At 60.8% G+C, this 23,739-nt stretch carries 11 protein-coding genes; 10 read left to right on the top strand and 1 reads right to left on the bottom strand.

What is annotated here, in order from left to right:
- Window positions 1-107 precede the first annotated feature (107 nt).
- Entirely contained in the window at window positions 108-3,128 is a 3,021-nt protein-coding gene (gene uvrA, locus FYK55_RS20160; RefSeq protein ID WP_201743761.1) for an excinuclease ABC subunit UvrA, read from the bottom strand.
- Here uvrA and FYK55_RS29505 point away from each other — a divergent pair.
- The 10 genes from FYK55_RS29505 (at window position 3,037) to FYK55_RS20115 (ending at window position 23,557) form a co-directional block, all read left to right on the top strand.
- Window positions 3,037-3,288, top strand: a complete 252-nt coding sequence (locus tag FYK55_RS29505; RefSeq protein ID WP_201743764.1) for a hypothetical protein — start codon at window positions 3,037-3,039, stop codon at window positions 3,286-3,288. The two genes, uvrA and FYK55_RS29505, sit on opposite strands and share 92 nt — an antisense overlap.
- A gap of 184 nt (window positions 3,289-3,472) precedes the next feature.
- Window positions 3,473-5,236, top strand: a complete 1,764-nt coding sequence (locus FYK55_RS20155; protein WP_150078264.1) for a GspE/PulE family protein — start codon at window positions 3,473-3,475, stop codon at window positions 5,234-5,236.
- Window positions 5,237-5,676: 440 nt separating this feature from the next.
- Window positions 5,677-6,801: a type IV pilus twitching motility protein PilT gene (locus FYK55_RS20150; protein ID WP_150078263.1), complete on the top strand. Its 1,125-nt coding sequence runs from the start codon at window positions 5,677-5,679 to the stop codon at window positions 6,799-6,801.
- Window positions 6,802-6,954: 153 nt separating this feature from the next.
- Entirely contained in the window at window positions 6,955-8,667 is a 1,713-nt protein-coding gene (locus FYK55_RS20145; RefSeq protein WP_150078262.1) for a GspE/PulE family protein, read from the top strand.
- Between the two features lie 134 nt (window positions 8,668-8,801).
- Window positions 8,802-10,244: a type II secretion system F family protein gene (locus tag FYK55_RS20140; protein ID WP_150078261.1), complete on the top strand. Its 1,443-nt coding sequence runs from the start codon at window positions 8,802-8,804 to the stop codon at window positions 10,242-10,244.
- 294 nt (window positions 10,245-10,538) lie between these two features.
- Window positions 10,539-11,711, top strand: coding sequence for a type II secretion system protein (locus FYK55_RS20135; protein ID WP_150078260.1), 1,173 nt, complete (start codon window positions 10,539-10,541; stop codon window positions 11,709-11,711).
- A 131-nt stretch (window positions 11,712-11,842) separates the two neighbouring features.
- Entirely contained in the window at window positions 11,843-13,219 is a 1,377-nt protein-coding gene (locus FYK55_RS20130; protein ID WP_150078259.1) for a prepilin-type N-terminal cleavage/methylation domain-containing protein, read from the top strand.
- A gap of 9 nt (window positions 13,220-13,228) precedes the next feature.
- Window positions 13,229-14,617 carry a pilus assembly FimT family protein gene (locus FYK55_RS20125; protein ID WP_161604646.1) on the top strand — a complete coding sequence of 463 codons (1,389 nt, stop codon included), beginning with the start codon at window positions 13,229-13,231 and terminating at the stop codon, window positions 14,615-14,617.
- A complete protein-coding gene (locus tag FYK55_RS20120) occupies window positions 14,614-16,134 on the top strand; it encodes a hypothetical protein (protein ID WP_150078257.1) in 1,521 nt (506 codons plus the stop codon). Before FYK55_RS20125 ends, FYK55_RS20120 begins: the two co-directional genes overlap by 4 nt.
- Window positions 16,135-16,420: 286 nt before the next feature.
- Complete coding sequence (locus FYK55_RS20115; protein ID WP_150078256.1) at window positions 16,421-23,557, top strand: hypothetical protein; 7,137 nt, start codon at window positions 16,421-16,423, stop codon at window positions 23,555-23,557.
- Window positions 23,558-23,739 lie beyond the last annotated feature (182 nt).

Raw genomic sequence — 23,739 nt, 5'->3', positions numbered from 1 at the left:
CGCGTTGGGTGAGCCGCGTAACGCTAGCCGCGGGTTTTCTCGCCTCGACCGGCGGCTAGCGTCTTGCCGCTCATTGCACGCAAATCTCGTGAAAGCAACCTGGGCGGCTACTCTCCACGGGCCATTTCGCGAGCCAAGATCTTGCCGGTTTTGCTTTCGGCCTGGTTGATCAGATCCGCGACGGTTCCCTCGGCCACGATTCGGCCCCCCTGGTTTCCGCCTCCCGGTCCCAGATCGATCAGGTGATCGGCCGACAGCATCAACAGCGGATTGTGTTCGACGGCCAGCAACGAATGCCCGTCGGCGATTAGGGCGTCAAAGCAATCCACCAGACGAACCAGGTCGTCGAAGTGCAATCCCGTGCTGGGCTCGTCCATCACGAACAGCGTCCGCTTCCGACGCGCCGATGCCAGGAACGCGGCGAGCTTCAACCGCTGGCCTTCGCCGCTGGAGAGCGTCGTCGCGGGTTGGCCGAGCGCGATGTATCCCAGACCGACATCGATCATCCGTTTCAGCCGGGCCTGAACTTTGACCGAGCCGCGGAAGAATTCGTACGCTTGCTTGGCGCTCATGGCCAAAACGTCCGCGATGTTGCGGTCCCGGTAACGAACCTTCAAGATGTCATCGCGGTACCGGCTGCCGCGGCAAACCGGGCATTGCATTGAGACGTCCGCCAGAAATTGCATGTCGATTTCCAGAACCCCGGCGCCCTCGCATTCGGGGCAACGTCCTTTGGCGTTGTTGAAGGTAAAGTGGCTGGCCGACAATCCGTGAGCCCGGGCATCCGGACTTTCCGCGAACACCTTTCGGATCGGATCGAAGGCTTTGACGTAGGTCACCGGGCAACTGCGTGGCGAGCGGCTGATCGGGGACTGGTCCACCAGGGCGCAGTCCTCGATTTGTCCCAATCCCGAGATGGAACGGTACGGCAGTGGCTTGCCGCCCTGGTGCAACTTTTCCACACGAATGGCTTCGACCAGGGTGTCTTGAATCAGCGAGCTTTTGCCGCTGCCGGATACACCCGAGACGACGCACAGCACACCCAGCGGGATATCCACGGTCACGTCTTGCAGGTTGTGGCCGGAGGCGCCGCGCAGCGTGATTCGGCCTCGTGACGTTCTGGGTTCATGGTGCCGCAGTGTCTGGCCACGCCGCCCACTGAGGAATTGTCCGGTCAGGCTGTGGCGATCCTTCTGCAACTGTTTGGGCGTCCCTTCAAACACGACCTCACCGCCATTGGCACCGGCGCCCGGCCCGATCTCGACCACGCGATCGGAGGATTCGATCATGGTTTCGTTGTGTTCGACCACAACCACCGTGTTGCCGCGGTCGCGAAGGGATGCGATGGCCTTGGAAAGTTGTTGAACATCGCTGGGATGCAGGCCGGCGGTCGGCTCGTCCAACACATACAGCATGTTGACCAGGCTGCCGCCGAGGGCTCCGGTCAAGGAGACACGTTGCGTTTCTCCGCCCGACAGGGTTCGCAACGGTCGATCCAGTTGCAGGTAACGCAATCCGACGGCATCCAGGTAGCCCAGGCGATCCACGATCTGCCGTAGCGGCTCGGCGGCGATTTGACGTTCACGTTTCTCCAGCGGCGCATCGGCAAAGAATTCAGCCGCCTGGCCGGCCGGCATTGCGAACACGTCCGCGATGTGGTTGTCACCGATTCGATAGGCCAGCACGGTCGGCTTGTACCGCAATCCGCCACAGGCGTCGCAGGTTCGATAGCTGCGATACCGGGATGCGAACACGCGGATGTGCATCTTGTACTTCTTGCGATCCAACCAGGCGAAGAAACCGTCCAGCCCACCAAAGTTGCGTTCCGGGACGCCGTGGTGGATCAGGTCCAGGTGTTTCTTTTTCAGATCCTGGAAGGGAACGTCGACCGGCAGGCCGTAATCCGGCGCGAGCTCCAGCAGTTCTTCCAATTCGTGTGCGTAGGAGGGCGTGTTCCAGGGGGCGATCGCGCCCTCGGCCAAGGACAGCGTCTTGTCCGGCACGACCAGATCCATGTCGATGTCGACCAGTTCGCCAAAGCCCTCACACGTTTCACAGGCTCCCAGCGGGTTGTTGAAATTGAACAACCGCGGGACGGGGTCCGGGTAATCCAGATCACAATCGTCACAGCGTCGGTCCACACTGATGACGCGTCGTCGCCAACGCTTCTGGTCAATGATTTCGATTGCGTCGGTCTTCGGTATCCCGCCGTCCGCAGACGAGTTTCGGGATCCCGTTCTCTTGGACGCCGCTTTGCTGTGCGACGTGTCGTCTGGATCGGTCGCCGTGGCATCGGTCAGCACGACGGCGCGGCCGTGGCCCTCGGCCATCGCGGTTTCCAGCGATTCGGTCAGCCGCGCCACCTCGGTTCCGGCCGAGAACCGGTCCACGATCACCAGGCAGGGTGTTCCCTTGCGGCCAATCTTTTTAGCCAGCGGCGATCGGTCCTCGTCGGACAGATGAAAGGTTTGGTCGCCGACCACGATTCGGACGTAACCTTCTTGTTGCAGCCCGTGCAGGATCTCGCCGCCGGACTTGCGATCGGGAAGCCACACCGAGAAGGCGATCATGCCGCGCGAGCGGTCCTTCGCCAGCGACTCCGCCACGGTGCCGGGATCGTCGGCGGTGACCGGCCGCGAACAGCCGATGCAGTACAGGGTCGCGCATTTGGCGAACAGCAATCGCAGGTGATCGGCGATTTCGGTGGCGGTGGCGACGGTGCTGCGATTGGTTTTTGATCCGCCGGCCCGGGTCACTGCGACCGCGGGCGGGATCCCGGTGATGCCGTCGCAATCGGGCTTGTCCAGCCGCTGGAGGAACTGGCGGGTGTAGGCCGAGAAGCTTTCGATGTACTTCCGCTGGCCTTCGGCATACAGGGTGTCCAAGGCCAAAGAGGTCTTGCCGCTGCCGGACAGGCCGCAAAAGGTGATCCATTTTCCGCGTGGCAGATCCAGATCGATGCCACGAAGGTTGTGGACGCGACAGCCTCGGACGGAGATAGGGATTGCAGTCAACGAAACGACTCGATCGGTGGAAATGTCGATTGTCCGGGACCGGATTCGGCTCCGGGATGGTATCCTTAAGGCACCGCTGGAAAACACCACCCGCAGTGAAAACGGCTGGACCATCGTTGTGGTCGACCGCTTGGCGGACAGCGACGGCAATCCGGTGGACGTCGGTTGGAGAAAAAACGTCCGTCGGGAAGGCGAATTCGGCATCCCCGAAGTTCGGCTCGACCGATGTCTGGGAGCAGGTGCGACCTCGGACGCCCGCCGCCGTCCCCGATAGGGCGACCGGAGTCAGCGACGTCGCCCGCCGAAGGCTCCGCCGTCCCCGGTCCCGGGTTGAACGACCCAAATTGAACCACCCGGGTTGAACGCCCCCAGGTTCAATGGCCCGGGGCGACCAAGGTGTTGGCGTTTTTTCGTGGTCTTTTCAAACGTCTGTCTTCCCCGCCGTCGAAAGCCTGAACATGAGTCAAGCCATCCAAGATTTCACCGACCTGCTGCTTCGCAAGGGCGTCATCAGCTTGGACCAATTGTCCGAAGCCGAACAGGTCTCCAAGGACACCAGCAAGCCGGTCGGCGAGATTCTGATCCAGATGGAGTACGCCACGCCGGAAGAAGTGGCGATGGCGGTCGCGGAGTTTCACAAGATTCCGTTCGTCGACCTGAGGGAGGAGCGAATTCCGGACGAGGTGATCGAATTGGTCCCCGAATCGGTCGCGCGGGAAAACATGGTGTTGCCGTTCAGCGAGGAGGACGGGGCGCTGCGGATTTTGATCGCCGACCCGTTCGACCTGGAGACCATCGAAAAGCTCCGCTTCATTCTGAACCGCAAGATCGAAACGGCGTTGGCACCCAAGGAGGCCATTCAGGGGGCAATCAACCAGTACTACGGTCAGGTGGAAGGGGAATCCGCTGACTCGATGCTGCAGGAGTTCACCGACACGGCGATCGACTTTACCGAGACCGAGAGCGGGGGTGGTAGTGAGCCCGAAGGTGGGGATTCCGACGAGAGCAGTGCGCCGGTCATCCGGCTGGTCAACTTGATGATCCAGGAAGCCGTCCAGTTGCGGGCCAGCGACATCCACGTCGAGCCCTTCGAAGAGCGGGTCCGGATCCGGTACCGGATCGACGGCGTGTGCGTGGAGCGGGAAAGTGCCCCCCGACGGATGTTGTCGGCCCTGATCGCCCGGATCAAGATTCTGTCCAAGATCGACATCTCCGAGAAGCGGCGGCCGACCGACGGCCGGATCAAAATCACCGTCGGCGACAAGCAGCTGGACCTGCGGGTCAGCATCATCCCGACCAACCACGGCCAGTCCTGCGTGATGCGGCTGCTGGACAAGGACAACATCAAAGTCGGCGTCCGGCAATTGGGGCTCAGCCAGCGGGACTACCGCACATTCAACTCGCTGATCCGTCGTCCCAACGGGATCATCCTGGTGACCGGGCCGACGGGGTCGGGAAAGACCACCACCCTGTACGCGGCGCTCAACGCGCTGAACCGTCCCGACCGCAAGGTGATCACCGCCGAAGACCCGGTGGAGTACTACCTGCCGGGGATCAACCAGGTGGAAGTCCGGCACTCGATCGGGCTCGACTTCGCCCGCATCATCCGTTCGATGCTGCGGCAGGCACCCAACATCATCCTGGTCGGCGAGATGCGTGACCACGAGACGGCATCGATGGGAATCCAGGCTTCTCTTACTGGACACCTGGTTTTTAGTACCCTGCATACGAACGATGCGCCCAGTTCTATTAGTCGAATGGTGGACATTGGTGTACCATCCTACATGGTGGCAAGTTCGGTCATCGCGGTCCTGGCCCAGCGCTTGGTGCGGACGATTTGCCCCCGCTGCAAGGTGCGGTACCAGCCACCGGAAAGCGTGATCGCCGATGCCAAGCTTCCGCCGGAGATGGTGGCCCAGGCGGAGTTCTCGCGTGGCAAGGGCTGTCCCTACTGTGGCCGCTCCGGTTACCGCGGCCGGATCGGCATCTACGAGCTGATGGTAATCAACGGCAAGCTGCGCGAGATGATGTTCCGCAGCGCGAACACCAACGAGATCCGTACGGAAGCGATAAATAGTGGCATGTCAACGCTTTACGCCGACGGGATGCTGAAGGTGATCCGCGGAATCACGACCTTCGAGGAGGTCTATCGGGTGGCCAAGCAGACCGAGCAGGAGGAATTGGCGTTGGACCACCTGGTCAAGGATTTGGACTCGCTGTAACCGCCTTGGCGGCCCCCACCGCCGGCGTCGTTTTCATCCCGGCCGCCCGTCCTGGCGGCCGATTCTGGCGCCTCGCCGGCCGGCCGCTCGGTCGGCCCGAATGGGCGGGGCTGGTGTGACCCGTCGATCCCGGCGTCTGGCTGTAGGGGAAGATCGGTTTCCGTTGCCGGCCCGGAGCGGAAACTGACCGAAAGTTACGTCCAAAGCCGGCGTTTTTTGGCGTTTGGGCAATCCCCGGTCATAATGCCTGCAATCCGGGAGCAATCTTTTCCACTTTTCGCCTTCGCCATCGTCTCCCCGGCCGGCGGACAATCGATCTGCAAGGTGGCAAGGATGCACTTGGCGGCTCCGCCAGCAGCGGCATCGCAAATCCGCAGCGCAGCAAATCCGCGACACAGCGAAACAACGACCGACGCATTCGAGTCCCAGGGTGACTTCAGATGGCAAACGTACTGATCGACAAACTGCTGCAAGCGGCGGTCAAGCAGGGGGTGAGCGACATCCACATCGTCGTCGGCCAGCCGCCGGTGTTCCGGTTGCACGGGCGGATGCGGAAGTTGGAGACGAAGACGTTGGAGGCCGAGGATGCCGTCGGCCTGATGAAATCGATCACCCCCGAGCGGTGCCAGCGCGAATTGCAGGAATCGGGGAGTACCGACTTCGGGTTTGCGTTTGGCGAACTGGCCCGGTTCCGGGTTTCGGTGTTCAAGCAGCGCGGTTTCATTTCGATGGTGCTGCGTCAGATCCCCAACGACAAGTTGACGCCGGAGCAGCTGGGGCTGCCCGAATCGGTGGTCAAGATGGTCCACCGGCCCCGGGGATTGTTCCTGGTGACCGGGCCGACCGGGTCGGGGAAGTCAACGACGCTGGCCAGCTTGATCAACCTGATCAACGAGACCGTCGACCACCACATCATCACCATCGAAGACCCGATCGAGTTCTACCACGATCACAAGATGAGCACGATCAACCAGCGGGAAGTGGGGGTCGACGTGCCCAGCTTCTCCGAGGCGATTCGGCGGGCCCTGCGGCAGGACCCCGACGTGATTCTGGTGGGCGAGCTCCGCGACTTGGAAACCATCGAAGCGGCGATCAGCGCGGCCGAAACCGGTCACGTCGTGTTCGGCACCCTGCACACCAACAGTGCCCAGGGGACGGTCAACCGGATCATCGACGCCTTCCCCGGCAACCTGCAGGACCAGATCCGGACTCAGCTGGCCAGCACGCTGATCGGAGTCGTCGCCCAGACGCTGTTGCCCAAGATCGGCGGCGGGCGCTGCGCGGCGTACGAGGTGTTGGTGGTCACGCCAGGGGTTTCCAACCTGATCCGCGAAAACAAGACCTTCCGAATCAACAGTGCGATGCAGACCGGTGCCAAGTTCGGGATGCAGCTGATGGACGACGCCCTGTTCAACCACTGGAAGGCGGAGACCGTGACCGTGGAAGACGCTTTGGGCAAGGCGCACCGGCCGGACGACCTGGCCAAACGCATCGTTCAGGCCCGCCGCGGCTTGGACGATTCACCGGCGCCCTACGAAGACCAGGAACGACAAACCAACAAGTAGCGTCGCCGCCGAATCACGCGGCAGGCAACCTGTCGACCAACCGCGATTCACACGGCTCCGATTCACACGTCCCCGATTGTCACACCGCAAACGCACGATCAACTTTTGATTTGAATTCCGTTTGACCCGTTTCCCCCAACGACAAAGTTTCCCATGGCCCCACGTCGCATAGGACAGATCCTTGTTGACCTCGGTTTTTTGACCGATGAGCAACGCGACATCGTTCTTGAAGAACAAGAGCAGCAGCCCGGCGCCCTGTTCGGCAAAATCGCCGAGGACATGCAGCTGATCACCGACGAGCAGCTGATCCAGGCGCTCGCCGAGCAGATGTCGATGCAGACCGTGTCGCTGGAAGAAGTGACCTTACAGCCCGAGCTGGTGGAGCGGATTTCGGAGACGATGGCGCAGCTGTACCGGGTGGTTCCGATCCGGTTCGAAGACAACCGTTTGACGGTGGCCACCTGTGATCCCCAGAACCTGAGCGTTCAAGACGAGCTGCGGACGTTCCTGGGTTACGACATCGACGTGGTCGTCGCCACCGAACGCGACATCAACCAGACGATCGGCCGCTACTACGACAGTGAGGCCGAGAGCGTCGAGAAGCTGGTTGCCGAGTTGGAGGAGGATGAGGAGCTGAAGGCGGCCGCTTCGGCGCTGGACAGCGAGAAGTTCAACATTACCGACGCCGAGGCGTTGGCCGATTCGGCGCCCGTCCGCAAGCTGTTGAACATGGTGTTGCTGTTGGCGATCAAGGATCACGCCAGCGACATCCACCTGGAACCGTTTGAAGACGAATTCCGGATTCGGATCAAGGCTGAAGGGGTGCTGTACGAAATGGTTCCCCCGCCGCGTCACTTGGCGTTCGCGATCACCACGCGGATCAAGGTGATGGCGGACCTGGACATCGCCGAACGGCGGCTGCCCCAGGACGGTCGGATCGAATTGATGGTTGGCGGACACCCGGTCGACTTGCGTGTCAGTGTGTTGCCGACAATTTTTGGCGAAAGCGTCGTGATGCGGGTATTGGACCGATCGGTCGTGAACCTGTCGTTGGAAAACGTGGGGATGGACGAAAACACGATGGCCACCTTCCGCAAGGCCATCGACCGCCCCAACGGGATCATCCTGGTCACCGGCCCGACCGGCAGCGGAAAAACGACGACGCTGTATTCGGCGTTGTCGGAGATGAACGACATCAAAGACAAATTGATCACCACCGAGGACCCGGTCGAGTACGACATCGATGGGATCATCCAGATCCCGATCGACCACGACGCGGGGGTGACGTTCGCCAGCTGCCTGCGCGCGATCCTGCGACAGGACCCGGACATCATCCTGGTCGGCGAAATCCGTGACTTGGAAACGGCCGAGATCGCCATCCAGGCGGCGCTGACCGGTCACCTGGTCTTCAGCACCCTGCACACCAACAGCGCCCCGGCGACGGTCACCCGTTTGAAGGACATGGGGATTCCCGCGTTCATGACGTGCGCGACCGTGGAGGCGGTGCTGGCCCAGCGTCTGGTTCGGCGGATTTGTACGAAGTGCCGCGAGGAAACGAAGATCAACATGGACCTGCTGTTCGAACTGGGCATGACCCAGGAAGAAGTGGCCGGCAAGAAGTTCTTCAAGGGCGCCGGATGCGACCAGTGCAACAACACCGGTTACAAGGGACGGATCGCGTTGTTCGAGCTGATGATTCTGAACGACAAGATCCGCGACATGGTCATGGGCAATGCATCGACCGACGAGCTGCGTGACGAGGCCGAGCGCCACGGCATGATCACGCTGCGGGAGGCCGGCATGAACATGGCCTTTGACGGAATCACCACGCTGGACGAAGTGGTCCGCGAGACGGTCTCGGAGTGATCGTCAGTCATTTTTGTTTTTGTTTGTTTTCGATTTCCACTGATTTTCCAACGGCTTTACCTGAGCCTGCACGTCGCAGCCGACCGCTCCACTAAAGCCAAACGCAACGAGCCAGAAACCAGGGCGAAGTAAAAATGCCTACTTATCAATTCGAAGCGATGGACGCGGCCGGTCAGGAGATCCGCGACGAGATCGATGCGGCGACCGAAGAGGAGGCGCAAACCACCATTCGCCAGATGGGGTACTTCGTCACGAAGATCTCCGTCAAGAAACAAGCCGCTGCCAAGAAGGGCGGCAAGGGCGGCAAGAAGCGTGGCTTCGCCATCGGGGGTGCGAAAACCAAACACCTGTGCGCCTTCACCCGCCAGCTGTCGATTCTTCAGGACGCCGGCCTGCCGATTTTGCGGTCGTTGAAGATCCTGGAAAACAACCAGAAGCCCGGCAAGTTGAAGTACGCGTTGATGGACGTGTGCGAGGAGATTGAAAGCGGGTCCACGCTGAGCGAAGCGATGGCCAAGTCGCCGAAGATCTTCAGCCGGCTGTACGTGAACATGATCAAGGCCGGCGAGGCCGGTGGGGCGTTGGAAACCATTTTGCAACGTCTGGCGGAGTTTCTCGAACGCGCCGAATCGCTCAAACGAAAAGTCAAAGGTGCGTTGATCTACCCGATCGTGGTGGCTCTGGTCGCGATCCTGATTCTGACCGGGATCATGATCTTCATCGTGCCGACGTTCGAGGAGATGTTCGAAGAGTTCGAGCTGAAACTGCCCGCGCCGACGCTGCTGTTGATCGCGATGAGCAACTACCTGGCGAACTATTGGTGGCTGTTGATTGTGATCCCGATCATGTTCCTGCTATTCGTCAAGCTGGTCCGCAAGTTCCGGCACGGGCGGACCGGGTTTGACATGTTCATCATCAAGGTGCCGATTTTCGGCGGCCTGCTGGAAAAGAATATCCTGGCTAGAACGACCCGGACGTTGGGAACGCTGGTCAGCAGCGGGGTGCCGATTTTGGAGGCGTTGAACATCACCCGCGAGACCGCCGGAAACGCGGTGTTCGAGAAACTGTTCATGCGAGTCAGCGAGGCGGTCCGCGAGGGGGAAGTGATCAGCAAACCGCTGAAGGACCACAGCCGGCTGGGCTTCCACCCGATGGCGTTGTTCTTCTTCGCGCTCTTCGGGGCGTTCCCGGGGATGTTGCTGCTGTCGGTCGCGATCACCAGCCGTGGGACCAAATTGGATGACGGCGTGATGGTCCAGACGTTGACGTTCATGGGAGCCTACGCGATCGGCATCGGGGCGGTCGTCGCCGGACTGTTTTACGCCATGAAGATCAAGGGCCGCGTCGTCAACGACTTGGTCGTCAACATGGTCGACGTCGGTGAAGAAACCGGTGAGTTGGACACGATGTTGTACAAGGTCGCCGACACGTACGACGAAGAAGTGCGAACCATGACCGACGGTCTGACCGCCCTGATCGAACCGTTGATGATCGTCTTTCTGGGGGTCACCGTCGGTTTCATCGTGATCAGTTTGTTCATGCCGCTGATTTCGTTGATCACCAGTTTGTCCAACTGACGCGGGCCCAGGCCGAGAGCCCAGCCCGAAAGCTCGGCCCGAAAAGGCAAGCACAGCCGTGCGGGATGACCCCGTCGGCAGCGGAAAACCGCCGGGGAGTGTCCCGGCGGCCGGCCGGTCGCGCGACGACGCGTGATTCGGCTCCGCAGAGGGTCCCTACGTGGGGCTTTTCACACCCGTTCCGTCTCGACCACCACCACCCTCGACCGAGCAAGATCGGTAGCCAAGCGAAGTCAAATCCACGACCGACAGGCCCAATACCCACAGGGAAGTATTCCAGCGGGGAACTGAATCATGAATCGCAAACAATCAACTTACCGACCGTCCGCCGATCGTCGCGGTTTCACGCTGGTTGAACTGCTGGTGGTGATCACGATCATCGGCGCCATCGCTGCGCTATCCATCCCGGCCATCGGTCGCGTGATGCGGACCGTGCGTCAGGCGTCGATGAAAGCGGAGATGACCAACCTGGCCAGCGGGATCGAGAACTACAAGACCAAGTACGGCGACTATCCGCCGGACTTTTCCGACTGGAACCTGGTCAAGAGACACTACCTGAAGATCTTTCCCGACATCGCGACGACCGAATTGAACTTGCTGTATCGGTTGTGCGATGACGTGGCCGACAACGATCCCACGCAGCTGACGGCCACAACGAATTACAACCCGGCCGCAATGGACCGGGCCGAAGCCGTGGTGTGGTCGTTGGGAGGATTCAGTTCCGATCCGCAGTATCCGTTCACCGGTGCGGGCGGTCCGTTGGTCGCGATGCCGGCGCCGAACGCTCCCACCGCACCGGACGATCCGGCCGGCTACGAGTACAACCCGACCCGCAATTCGCCCGAGATCGAATTCGACCCGGCTCGATTGTCCCTGGTGACGTTCGATCCAAGCGCGACCAAGTCGTTCACCAATCGCAATCAGAGCGACGACGACACCTATTCGCCCATCGATGTGTTTCCGACGTACAACCTGCGTGAAGAGGCCAGCCCGGTCGTGTACTTCGACGCACGGACGTACGCGTGGAACGATGGGACCACCGTGTTCAACGGGTACGTGCGTCAAACCAACGATTCATTGACCGGCTACGACGGCGTCCGTCCCGTCTATTCCACCGTTGCCAACAATCCGCCTTCGGGCAGTTATGGCACGTTGGCCGCGGCGGCAACGGGGTGGCAGTTTGCCCAGCCGAATTCGTTCCAACTGCTCGCGCCGGGCCTGGACGGTTTTTACGGCGAGGTCACCGACGCCGACGGCGGAACCAACCCTCAAAATGTCGCGCCGGTTTATTTCCAGGTCGATGGCGGCCTGATCGTGCTGAACGATGCGGCCAGCACGCCGCAGGCTTTGAAGAGTCCCAACGTCAGCCGTTTCGACATCACGTCGATCGTCAACAAGTCGGACAACCCGTTCAAGGACAACATGTGCAACTTCATCGAGTCCACCTTTGAGAATCAACTGCCTTAGCAAGTATCCAGAAGACGTGTAGCCACGCTGGCCAGAGCGTGGTTTTCCACCGCCCGGCGACGGCAGGGCTTTATCGACACCGCCTGGCAGCTGGCGCGGAAGGTGATTTCGGACAACGAGTGAAACCAGAGATGCAAACGCAACGCAAAGCGAAACGAACTCCGCAACGGACGACCCCGCGTCGCGCCGGCGGCTTCACGCTGGTCGAATTGCTGGTCGTGCTGACCGTGATGGTCTCACTGGCCGGCATGCTGACCTACGCGCTCGCATCCGCCACCACCGACGCGCGGATCAAACGCACGCAAGCCGACGTGCTGACGATCGGCCAGCTGTTGCAATCGCGGATGAACGAGGTGTCGTTGTCCAAGGTGGAATTGGTTTACGCGCCGATCAACCCCGCCGCGACGGCCGGGTCGGTCGGCGGACTGGGCAGCGCGGGGGCCGCCAGCCCGGCCGCCTTCGAAGCCCAGGAGCGGAGCCGTTTGGTGCTGGCCGCCCGCCGCGATTTGATCCGCATGGTCATCCCGGAGTGCCGCGCCGATTTGTTGTACCCTCCGGCATCGTTGCAATTTCGGACTCGGATTCCATCGGGATGGCAGGCCAACCTGGCGCAGGTCAAACCGCCGTCGCAGTGGAACCGGATGCGAACGCTGGCCGGTCTGGATTCGGCTGCCACGCTGGATTCTCAGGTCGCCGCGAATAATCCCTGCACCGATCCTTCGGTCGACGCGATTGCCGCCGCTTACAACGGTGGAGCATTCCAGCCGCCGTTCAACCGCTTTACCAGCGGTGATCCTATCGACGATGGCGCCGGACGGGAGTGGACGCGGACGAATGAATCGGCCGAGTGCCTGTACTTGATCCTGGCGACGACTCAATTGTTTGGCCAGAAGGCGATCGACAAGCTGCCTTCCACCAGCATCGGTGATACGGACGGCGACGGATTTCCGGAGATTCTGGATGCGTGGGGAGTTCCGTATGAAATGATCCGCAATCCCGCGGGAATCAGTGCGGCGGCGATCAAAAACTTTCGGCCCGCGGCCGGAACGCCGGCTGATCAGTACCCGTCCGATCCCGATCCGTTTGATTTTCTGCTCGCGGACTGGCGGTTCGATTCGGCGAACTTCTCAACGCCCCCGACTCCGCCGCAGGCCTATCACCCGTTTTACCTTCCGCCGGTCGTGATCAGTGCCGGACGTGATGGAGAGTTTGGCATTCGGCGGACGTACGACCCGGAGACGTCACAAGACGTCGGCGATTATTACAGCGCCTCAGCCATACAGATCACCAACAACACCCCAACTCCACGCGATCCCCGAGTGGTTTATCGGTATCCAGATCCATTCCATGATGTGTCTATTTCGCCGGTGCCACTTGGGTTCAATCTGATCGAAGTGCCGCCTAACAACATCAGTATCAGGACGGCACGTGAAGGCGGTGGTCTGGGCGGAACGTTGGACCGCGGCGCCGCGGGCGACAACATCACGTCGCTTGATGGAGACCTTTAGATGAGAGCCATGACACTGCACCGCCGAAGTTGCCGAGACGCTTTCACCCTGGTGGAATTGCTGATCGCGCTGACGATTGCGTCGGCGTTGACGGCGATCGCCCTGCCAACGCTGAAAGACAGCATGCGTCAGAACACGCTCAGCCGCAGCGCGTCTCTGGTCAAGGGTGCGTTCATCAACGCTCGGGCGCAAGCGATCCGCACAGGGCGACCCTACGGGATTGTGATCGAACGTCAACGCCATGACATCGGGTCGGGCAACCCCTCGGCGCTGAACTATTTGGGCGGCAACTACGCGACCCGGCTTTACTATGTGCAGTCGCCACTGGAGTACCGTGGCGACGTCGCTGCGTCAGCCGTTTATCCGGTGTTTGACCCGCCAACCGGGTCCACACCCGTGCCGAAGTTTTTCTTTCCGCAAACCTCTGCGGGATTGCTGTACGCGGTGGCAAATTCCAGCGGGACCAGTCCGGCCGCCAGACTGATCAATGTTGGGACCCAGTTTTCCGTCGGCAAGTCGGACTACATTTTCAAAGTCGAGTCAGCGGTCACGTACACCGTGACGGGAGGGAGTCCGTTGAATGCGCAGGGCGTCCCCGCGGGGCCGGGCACGTTGGTGGAGTTCAACTATCCACATTTCTCGCCGCAGAACACCGGCTTTCCTGGGACTTTGACGACAACGGGCGTGAGCTCGACCTTTCCCGCCGGATTGGCTGTCTATCAGCCGCATGACTTCAAGTTTCGGGTCAATCCGGTCCGAGCTCCGCTGGCGCCGGTCAGCTTGATTGGACGCACGGTGGTGGATCTGTCCGTCTCAGGGCCTTCCTCCAATCCGTTGGCGTTCAATGTTCAGCAGATTGTGGATCCGATCCCCACGACGCAGATCCCCAACCTGGCCGCGAATCGGTTGCTGAACGACGTCTACGTGATGTTTGCTCCCGACGGACGGCTGGACGGGATCTATTCCGATCAACGCATTGTCAACGGCGGGGTGATTGACGGATTCAACCTGGTGCGTCTGGATCCGTCGACGACGGTGTCGTTCAACGTCGGGTATGTCGATGGCATCTTGGACAACATCGATGACGGTGCCCGCTATCCGGACGTCGTCGGTACCACCGATTACAACATCACGACGGACGACCCGCCGCTGGCCACTCCCGCCCCGCCGGCGGCGCTGACGCCGACCAAAGTACCAAATTTTGCCAACACCGATTGTGCCTGGGTCAGCGTGCAACCGCTCAGCGGTGCGATCCGATTGGACACGGTGGCATCGCAGCCTCCGGCGACCGTGTTGACCAACTACTACGGGCTCGGGACGACCCCGCCCGCTCGAAGCGTGATGAACGCGCGTGTCCATCAGTCACGACGACTCGCTTCAGGAGGTGCGGTCCAATGAGCAGTAAGCAACGAATTCGAATCGGCAGCGGAACCTTCGGTCGTGCCACCGCAATCGCCGCGGGGCCCAAACGTTCGGGGCTGTCGATCATGGAGGTCCTGTTCGCGATCGCCGTGTTGACGATCGGTCTGCTGGGCGTGGCTTCGATCCTGCCGGTGGCGACCAACAATGCGGCCAACGCCATTCAGATCGACCGATCGATTGAAGAGATCAATAACCGCGTCGCGACCGATATGGCCAACCTGGAGAGCGCGTTCACGGAAGTGATCGTTGCCAACAACTCCCTGCAAGCCTTCAACGCCTCGTCGCTGCGTTTCAACCAGCTCAGCACTCAGGAATTTGGCAATCACCTCACGCAATACGAAAACAATCTGGCTGCGGGCGCACCGGCGCAGCCGCAGATGCCAGATGCGTTTTGCATCGACCCCTGGTTTTTGAGTGCTTCGAACACGTTGCGGAATGACCTTGCTGCGGCGCCCTATGACAACCGCAACAATTACGACCGCACGGTGTTCCCGTGTTACGACCCTCGCTATCAACCGATCGATGTTTCCCCGTCGGCGGCGCTGAGCGCATCGATGACTTTGGATTGGGACACGCCGCGGTTCACTCGAATTGCGATTCCGTTTGAAGGTTCCACGGGTGTGTTGTCGGCGGCCAGCGCCCAGTCGACCACGCGTCGCAGCGATGACTTTTCGGTCGTGATCCCCGATGACACGACGCGGGGGCCTGGCTTGTTCGTCCAACGCGGCGGCAACGCGGCGGGTTCGCTGGCAAAGAACACGGTCAGTTCACGCTACAGTTCGATCGTGCTGATGTCGCGTTCGGCACCCGGCAGCAACTTGTTTGATGGCGCCGTGGTCACGATGCGGGATCGCCAGGTGGTGACCGTCCCGGGAGGCGGTGCCGGACTGGCGCACAACCTGGCACCATACACCGCGACCGATCCGAGCGTGGTCAACGGCCCACCGCCAGCGGACAGCGAATTGCTGTATCCCGGCGAACAACTGGGCTACGTCACGCTTTCGGACCGTCCGATCGTCGGTGGCGGAGGCGGTGAGTTTGTGTTCCGGACCAGCCGCTATGTCAAACCGGAACTTAACGACGGTGACTGGCTGATGTTGATGCGTCGCGAATACGTCCGTGACCCCGCATCGGGAGCGACACCGACGATCATCCCCGGGGCGCTGAAATTTGCCTGGTATCAGGTCTCCGACGTGATCGTCGCGCCGACCCTGGTGACGGTCGGTGGTGTGACTTCTTATCAGACTCAAATCGCCGTTCGCGGCCGGGATTGGGTGTTTCACCCGATTCAGCAGCAACCGTTCGCATCGTCCTATGCCGCGCCTTACTACGGAAATCCGACACAGCCCAGCTGGGGTAACGCGCCGGCATTCGACTACGACGTGATGCCACGCACCGGCAACCCCGCCGGCTACGAACACCAAGATTATGGAACCCTGGTGGTGATCGTCCCCAAAGTGGTCAGCGTGAAGCGGTTCCAGACCCAACTGTGATAGCAAGCAAGGCGTGCCGGACGTTTCCCACGGTCGGCACCCAAAAGATGAACCCAAGCAGAACAATCACCGACGAGAGCCGGATACGAACGCTACGGACCACTCGGTGACTTTGCAGCAACGGAGGTGCGACGCACGAACCGCGTCGTACGGACAACGCACGAATGCCAGCACTTTTGGCGCTGAGTCGCCAGAACCTTTCTTTTCTAGGAACTGAACCGAAACGAGCAGCCGATGGCCCCGCCACGGCATTGAACGCGAGTGACGGTCAATGGATCAACTTGTGATGAAAACTCAAATCCCCCACCACCGAATGATCGACGGATCGCGCAGAAGCCGGCCCCGACCGAACTCGGGGATTGTCTTGCTGATTGTGCTCGGCATGTTGTCGCTGTTCACCGTGTTGGTGGTCAGCTTCGTCGTTTTCAGTTCCCAGATGGCCGACTCGTCCTACGCCAGCCAACAGCGGCGGCAAGACGAAGTGCTGCCCAAGCCGCCGCTGGACAGCGCGATCATGCAATTGGTCATCGGCACCAATGACTCTCGCAGCGCCGCCTTCGGAGCCAGTCTGCTGGAAGACTTCTACGGTGTTGACGGAATGCAGATGCGCGTCGGTCACCGTCGTGGTCGGGTCATCCCGCCACCGAACAACACCAAATTGATTCCGGCAATCCCCGGTGGACAGCTGTTGTTGCCAATGGTCGGTGTCCGTGCTCCGCAACCGCAAAGTACGCTCTTCAAGTTTCCGACCAACCTGGTGTGGTGGCACTTTGACGGAGATCCGTCGGTTGTGACACCGCCGCCCGGGGCTGTTGATCCCGTCAATCAGCCGTTGCGTGACCGTCTGCGAACGTACCTGGATGATGCACTGGCCGGTCGGATCGTGACCTTTGATGAGGGACCGCTGAAAGATCAATCGTTCCGAATCGTGCGTTCGCTGGGAACCGACAACGGGACACCCGACCAGGGCAACTCGATCACCGACCCGCCGGAATTCAATATGGCCGGAAATCTGGTGATTGATCTGTCCGAACTGGGTGACGAGATCGTCACGATCAATGGCGTCCCGGAACAGCTCTACCTGGTTGCGGCCAATTTCCCCAACCGACTGCTGTACAGTCCCGGACCGGATGATGCGCCCGGTCAGGCCGGGGTGGACGATGATGGTGCCAACGGGGTCGATGACGCTGGCGAGTTGGGCGCTCCCGGCTCGGATGACGTCGGGTTCCGTTTTGTCGTCAACGGGGCCGTGTTCAATGGCCGCGGCATCAACCCCGCCGGTGTGACCGGTCTGGTTCGTAACGGCACCGTTCTGGACCAAGGAAGCGATATCGAATTCACCTTGAACTCGCGGTTGACCGGAACGGTTTATCAAGGCGGTGACGGCACGGTGGGTGCGTTTCCCGAGCCCGATGAAGGCTGGGACGTGGCCGACATGGAGAACATCTTTTTGGCTTGGCAGCCCAGTGACCACCGCCGGTCCGCGCTGCAAGCGATCTACAGTGGCGTGGATGCCGCGGAGTTGAATCGACAGTTGGGTCAATACGTGATCCCGTCGTTTCACCGTCCTGCGATCATCAACTACCTGATGAATGCGCCGATCCGGATTCCTGGGGACATTCTTGACCCGTCCGACGCGCGGTACATCGAGCGACGCTTCGCCGACATCAAAGCGGCTCCCGACAACAATTCTCCCAATTTTGACGGGACCCGTCTGCAGTACCTCGTGACGCGGTTGCGTCGCGCCACGCTGCGGCCGTTGAACTTTCCGCACCAGTACGTCAATGCAGCCAACAGCGATTTGAACGGTGACGGGGATCCTTTCGATGGATCTCCATTGTTTACGGGGTCCAATCAGGCCGCGATCCTGAATCGTCCGCTGGATCTGACCGGTTCGCTGGCACAGATCGTCTCGCAGGTGGAACAACTGGCGGTCTGGTTGGTCAACGGACCTTGGGACGTCGACAACGACTTCGACGGTTTGCCCGACAGTGTGTGGGTTGACCTAAACCTGCCGACGGTGGTCGCATCGGACGGTCAGATCTTGAGGCCGATGGTGGCCCCGCTAATCGAAGACTGGGACGGACGCATCAACGTCAACCACACCGGCAGCTACAACCAGCTGACGAGCGCCCGCTTCTCAACGGGACCGCTGCAGTACCGCAACGACACCGACTACTTCAACGTCAACACGGCGCTCGATTCGTTCGGACGCGGTGGTGGGCTGGGCCCGGCCGAGATCGACTTCTCCCATTTGTTCGCATTCGAACCGGCGTTGCCGCCGCGCTTCATCGGGCCCGTGTCGACCAATCAGGTGGGCGCCCCGTTGTCGATCGACCAGGTCCTGACCACGCGTTACGGGAACCTGCTGAACACGCGATACGGCGGTCAGGTTTACAACTACGCGTTCCCGTATCCCTATCCGGCACCGGCCGACATCCGATCCAGATTCCTGCGGCTTCCTGGTGCGGGAACCCGATTTGATCCCGAAGTCGGCTCGGACCTGTTGGCGCGCATCCCGTTTCCCGGGCGTGCGGTCAATCACCGTGCCGACTCCATCTCCGGTCGACCGGTGGACATGGCCGGTGTGATGAAGACGCGAAAAGATCGCAACGGGTCGCACCGATTCACGCAACTTCCCGCGGGCGACGACATTGTCAATCAACCTTACGAATTCGGAGCGTCGGAAGTCCGCGGAGACGACGAACCATTTTCCGCCGCCGAACAGATCGACTTCATCAACGGCGGGGCGCTCGATGGTCGCTTGACCCAATTGTTGGGAGATGCGGCCAACCGAAACGAGGCGTTACGTCGATTGCTGGTCACCGACAGCCGCAGCGTCGATTCACCGGAACTCCCCGGCGGCATCAGCTTTGTGCACTTGTTCGCCGACAAGTTCGGTCCCGCCGCCAGTCCGACGCTTCCGTTGAATCAACAACCGACGCATTTGCAACGGATGTTGGCCGTGGAGCTGCGGAAAGGTTCGAAGCTGAATCTGAACCGCCAGATCGGCAACGAACAGGACGATACGATGCCCGCCGGCACGTTGTCCGTCGGGTTCGCCGGAATCGGTGACGAAACCGCAGAAACCCAAACGGTGCTGGCAAATCGGACGACGACCCCGACTGTCGTCAAGGAAGCGAACGAAGCGAACAACCGCGCGTCAACCGAACCGGCTTTCCCACAGATTGCAGCCGCTTTCCCGAATAAGGCGACGGTGACGGCTCACTACGCATCCAATTCCATGACGCCATCACCGGCGGGTCCGGTCGATTTCGATGGTCTGGATACCGATGGCGATGGGGTGCTGGATCAGGGCACGCCACTGGTTGACTTGGACGGTGACGGAACCAACGATCGGGTCAAGATGGCCGACGGATCGGAATTGCTGGCCCGCAACCTGTACTGTTTGATGTTTGCGTTGATCGAAGACGAAACCGGTGGCGAGTTGGTCCCCAACTTCCCCTACCCGGTCGGCTTTGTCGATGCCGGCACGCCCGCAAACGTTGACATTCGCAATCGGTACGTCGCCAAACGGCTGGCCCAGTGGGCCGCGAACGCCGTCGATTACCGAGACGTCGACGCCAAGTGCACCCGGCTGCGGTACGATCCCAACCCGTTCGACGCTAACGGATTCAATCTCGCCACCGCCGCGCAGAACACGGTGTGGGGAATGGAACGTCCGGAGTTGCAGCTGACCGAAGCAATGGCGATGCACGACAAGCGGCTGCGTCGCAATTTGGACAAACAGCCCAGCGCGGCGGACCCCTCGGTCACACCCGATGGTGAATTGTTTGACGACGACGACACCAGCGATCCGGATACCGCATCCGATAGCGACATGGACCAGTTCCGCATTCCGCAGGCGAGTGCGTTCGTGGAATTGCAGGCGTTGGCTCCGCAGATCGTCGGCAATGGTGAATCGCAGCCCAGTCTGCCCGGTGAACTCTATACGTCGAACGCGTTGGATCTGGGACGCACGATCGGTTCTGGCAACCGGATTAGCCCGGTGTGGCGGATGGCGGTCGGCGAGCGGACTCAGGGTGATCCCAACAAGAGTACCCGGTGGTTGTTCGATGCCGACCGGATGGTGGAACTGGCAACCAATCCGGCGGCGCGCCAAGACGTGCCGAACTACCTGGACGACGGCACCATCGATTGGACAATGCCCGCCGACATGACGGCCGCGGTGGATAACTGGAATCTGTTGCCCCGGCACGCCGCCGACATTCGTCCGCGGTTGCGACTCTCGACTGATCCGTTGCAGACTGAGTACGTGACGCTCTCTGACGATGATTTGAACCCGGCCAACGATGCTGCGTCGCCGAATCCGACGCGGATCCGTCTGGAACGGTTCGTGTGGTTCGCCAACCTGGTGCCCAATCCGGGGCTGACGGTTGTCAGCGATCCCAACAGTGGGATGCGTCCGGACAACGTGTTCTTCAATAAACCAAACAGGGGTGCGCCCGGTGATCTGACGTTGCCGGAAAATGCCACTCCGCTGTTGCAGCCGGGGCAGTATGCCATGGTCGCCCCGCGGGCGGTGACACGCTTCGGTCAGAAGTCCACCTCGATTGCTCCCAATTATGAATACTTCCCGTCGGACCAGCGACTGGAGTTCGTCACGCAGACGCTGACGCCCGCACCGGCCCAACCGGTATTCCGGCTGGACTATTACCGAAACGGCAATGCAAATCCGCAAACGCCCAACTACCTGGAGGATGCCACGGCGACCGTTGGCCACGACGTGGGACATGTCCTGCCTTTGGTTTGCGAATCGTTGTATCCCCACGAGGTCGATCCGGCCGCGATGGATTGGGCGACCTACGCGTCGACCTTTGCGGTTGGCGAGCAGGTCGATATGGGATTCAACATCAGTGCGCCGCTTCCGAACGTGAACTACTACACCGCGCCGACGCACCGGATCACGACCATGGATGCCGGCGGCGGAGTTTATCCGTACGTCGATGGCTATCGTGATTACGAGAACGCGGTCGGGTATCACCCCGATACGCCCTTGGACCACGTCGCGGGGACGCCGTTGGAGCAGAACAACTTCGAATGGGCGGCCGTGGGGACGCACCAGGAAGCTGCCACGATCTTCCTGCAGCGTCTGGCGGATCCGTCGATCCCGTGGCACCCGGTCGATAACCCTTACGTCACGGTCGACTTCCTGCCGATGGACCTGACCACGTTCAACGGTGAACACGATGTGCGGGAAAAGATTGACCGCATGGTGATCGATCCCGCCGCGGGACCTCCGGGAGCCGTCAGCAACCAGCCGGTCGACAACGTCACCGATTGGGACACAACGGTTGCTGGTGACTTCGTCCCGGCGATCCGTTTGGACACCCGTCGGAAGATCCCCGACGCGGAAGAAGACCGCGGCATTTCTGTGTTGCTGCCGACGGTGGCTTCGCCCTCGACGCTTGCCCAGCGTGAACGCGTGGTGATCGCCAAACGGTCTCCACTGTCGATGACGACGAACCTGCTTCGTCCCAGCAATCCGCCGGCCATCGCTGCGCCCGGTGCCGACTATTTTGGCTACGAACTGGGATCCATGTGGGACAACGGCAGCTTGACTGCTGCGGCGAGTGCCAACTTGGATACACGTTACGGAAAGGACACGTCGGGCAACTGGTTGACCTTTGACCGGGTGAACGATCCCTTCACGCAATCGCTCGGTTTTGTCAATCGCGAATACGGGGTTCCCGTCCGATCGACTTCGCCGCGGGCCAACACGTTCGGCGTCAGCGCGCCCGATGAGGTGTTGTTCATGACGGTGCCGTGGATGAACCGTGAGTTCCAGTCGGTCTACGACTTGATGAACGTGCCCGCCGTCTCCCGCACCAGCCTGCTGGCGACCTATGGGCCCGGCACCCGGTTGGAAGACGACTATCGCCGCGAGGTGCCGATCCCGTTCGACCACTTGCTGGGATTTGACCAGGGATACGCAACATTCCGGCCCGAAGACCTGAATCTGACGGACGGTTCGCGACCGCGGCGCCCCCTGGGCGTGGTGGAAGATGCCGACGGAAACTTGGACACCTTCACAGGTGAACGGGCCGGCTTCGAACAGATCTTTGACTACGTGGATGTCGGTCCGGTCTGGTTCGACAGCCAACGCTGGTTTGATCCGGAGAAGGTGCAGTTCCGCCGCGATATTACCTACGACTCGGGAACGACACGCAGCGTGCAGGTGCACGAGATGTTCAACCGTGCCGTGGAAACGTTGCAACCGCCGTACAACTACATTGGACGGCACCGCACCCCCGGCAAGATCAACCTGAACACGACGCCGGATTACATTCGCAAGGGCCCGCGTTACACCGGACCGAACAACCAGATGTTGGACGGATACGAGGATCCGGCGGACACCAGCCCCAACCCTCGGTTGTTGCTGGAAGATCCGACGAATGTCGATTCGCTGCCGAACGCCGCCAACTTGATTTCCGCCAATCCGTCCAACTTCCCGGTCAACGGAAATGGCTTCACCAACGAGTTTGGGACTTCCGAGTTGTTCGGTAACGGCTCGGTCTACCGTTCGTTGGCCTGGGGCATTTCGACGCCGTATGAGTTGGACAGCAGCTACGGTGCGCCGGCGACGATGGGCGAAAACAATCGCTACGAAGAATCGGTCGACACCAGTTTCGGCCGTTCGTTCAAGGCCTACGTGGAAGCCCGTCGCGGGTACAGCACGACGCTGCGTGGGTCGACCTACCTGGGGAACCCGGATCTAGATGCGCGTTACCCGACGCGGTTTGCCGGCGTCTTCGGACCGGCACAGGCCAGTTCGACTCCGTCGTTGCAGCGATTCATGCGTCAGGGAGATCGAAGCGGTGTCGGAATGCCGCGGAGAACCCATGACATGACGGTGCTGCGTCCGCACCCGGACTTCGACATTCGAACGATGTCCAACGCTCAGCGGACTGCGGTCAACCAACCGACCGACACTCGGTTCTCTCTGGAAGTGGAATTCGATGCCGCGACCTCACCGCTGAACGACGCCACGCAGAATTCGACCGATTCGGTCGTCGTTCCCGGTCTGACGCCGAACAAGCAGGAAGTACGGGAATTGCGGATGCCGCTGGTCAATACCGGGCTGTTTGAGCGACCCGAGGCCGAGTTGCACATGAACCTTCGTAACCTGGATCGCGATTCGTACTATCGATTCCAGAACGCGGCCAGGATGTCGGGGGTCACGACGCACCACAGCAACGTGTTCCACATCCGCTTGACCTTGGGGTACTTCGTGGTCGATCCGACCACCGGAGCGGTGGGACGCGAATACATCAACGAGACCGGCGAGCCGATCCGTAGCCGTGCCAGCTACGTCGTCGACCGGACAATCCCCGTCGGGTTCTTGCGCGGCAAGAACATGGATGCCGAACGAACCATCTTGTACAGCGAAGTGGAAGAATGATGTTCGCTGGGAAGTTTCACAACCGCAAGACGCTACGCTCGATGGCCACCCTGCCGCTTGGAGGTCGAGTCATTTTACAGCGTGTTAATTCACCCTCCCTCCGGGAGGGTCAAAGGCGAGGCACGAGCCTTTGGGGAGGGTGTCTTCGACAACAAAATGATTTTATCTCGTCCGCAGTGTCC

The organism is Roseiconus nitratireducens (assembly GCF_008629675.1).
Classification (GTDB): Bacteria; Planctomycetota; Planctomycetia; order Pirellulales; family Pirellulaceae; genus Stieleria; species Stieleria nitratireducens.
The sequence above is the reverse complement of the archived record's forward strand: the minus strand, read 5'-3'. Positions and strand labels throughout refer to the sequence as shown.

What these genes read in the sequence shown, in the direction of transcription:
- uvrA (WP_201743761.1), bottom strand. Translation starts at nt 3,128, where the DNA reads ATGGTCCAGCCGTTTTCACTGCGGGTGGTGTTTTCCAGCGGTGCCTTA.
- FYK55_RS20145 (WP_150078262.1), top strand. Translation starts at nt 6,955, where the DNA reads ATGGCCCCACGTCGCATAGGACAGATCCTTGTTGACCTCGGTTTTTTG.
- FYK55_RS20135 (WP_150078260.1), top strand. Translation starts at nt 10,539, where the DNA reads ATGAATCGCAAACAATCAACTTACCGACCGTCCGCCGATCGTCGCGGT.
- FYK55_RS20115 (WP_150078256.1), top strand. Translation starts at nt 16,421, where the DNA reads ATGAAAACTCAAATCCCCCACCACCGAATGATCGACGGATCGCGCAGA.
- FYK55_RS20150 (WP_150078263.1), top strand. Translation starts at nt 5,677, where the DNA reads ATGGCAAACGTACTGATCGACAAACTGCTGCAAGCGGCGGTCAAGCAG.
- FYK55_RS20155 (WP_150078264.1), top strand. Translation starts at nt 3,473, where the DNA reads ATGAGTCAAGCCATCCAAGATTTCACCGACCTGCTGCTTCGCAAGGGC.
- FYK55_RS20125 (WP_161604646.1), top strand. Translation starts at nt 13,229, where the DNA reads ATGACACTGCACCGCCGAAGTTGCCGAGACGCTTTCACCCTGGTGGAA.
- FYK55_RS20120 (WP_150078257.1), top strand. Translation starts at nt 14,614, where the DNA reads ATGAGCAGTAAGCAACGAATTCGAATCGGCAGCGGAACCTTCGGTCGT.
- FYK55_RS20130 (WP_150078259.1), top strand. Translation starts at nt 11,843, where the DNA reads ATGCAAACGCAACGCAAAGCGAAACGAACTCCGCAACGGACGACCCCG.
- FYK55_RS29505 (WP_201743764.1), top strand. Translation starts at nt 3,037, where the DNA reads ATGTCGATTGTCCGGGACCGGATTCGGCTCCGGGATGGTATCCTTAAG.
- FYK55_RS20140 (WP_150078261.1), top strand. Translation starts at nt 8,802, where the DNA reads ATGCCTACTTATCAATTCGAAGCGATGGACGCGGCCGGTCAGGAGATC.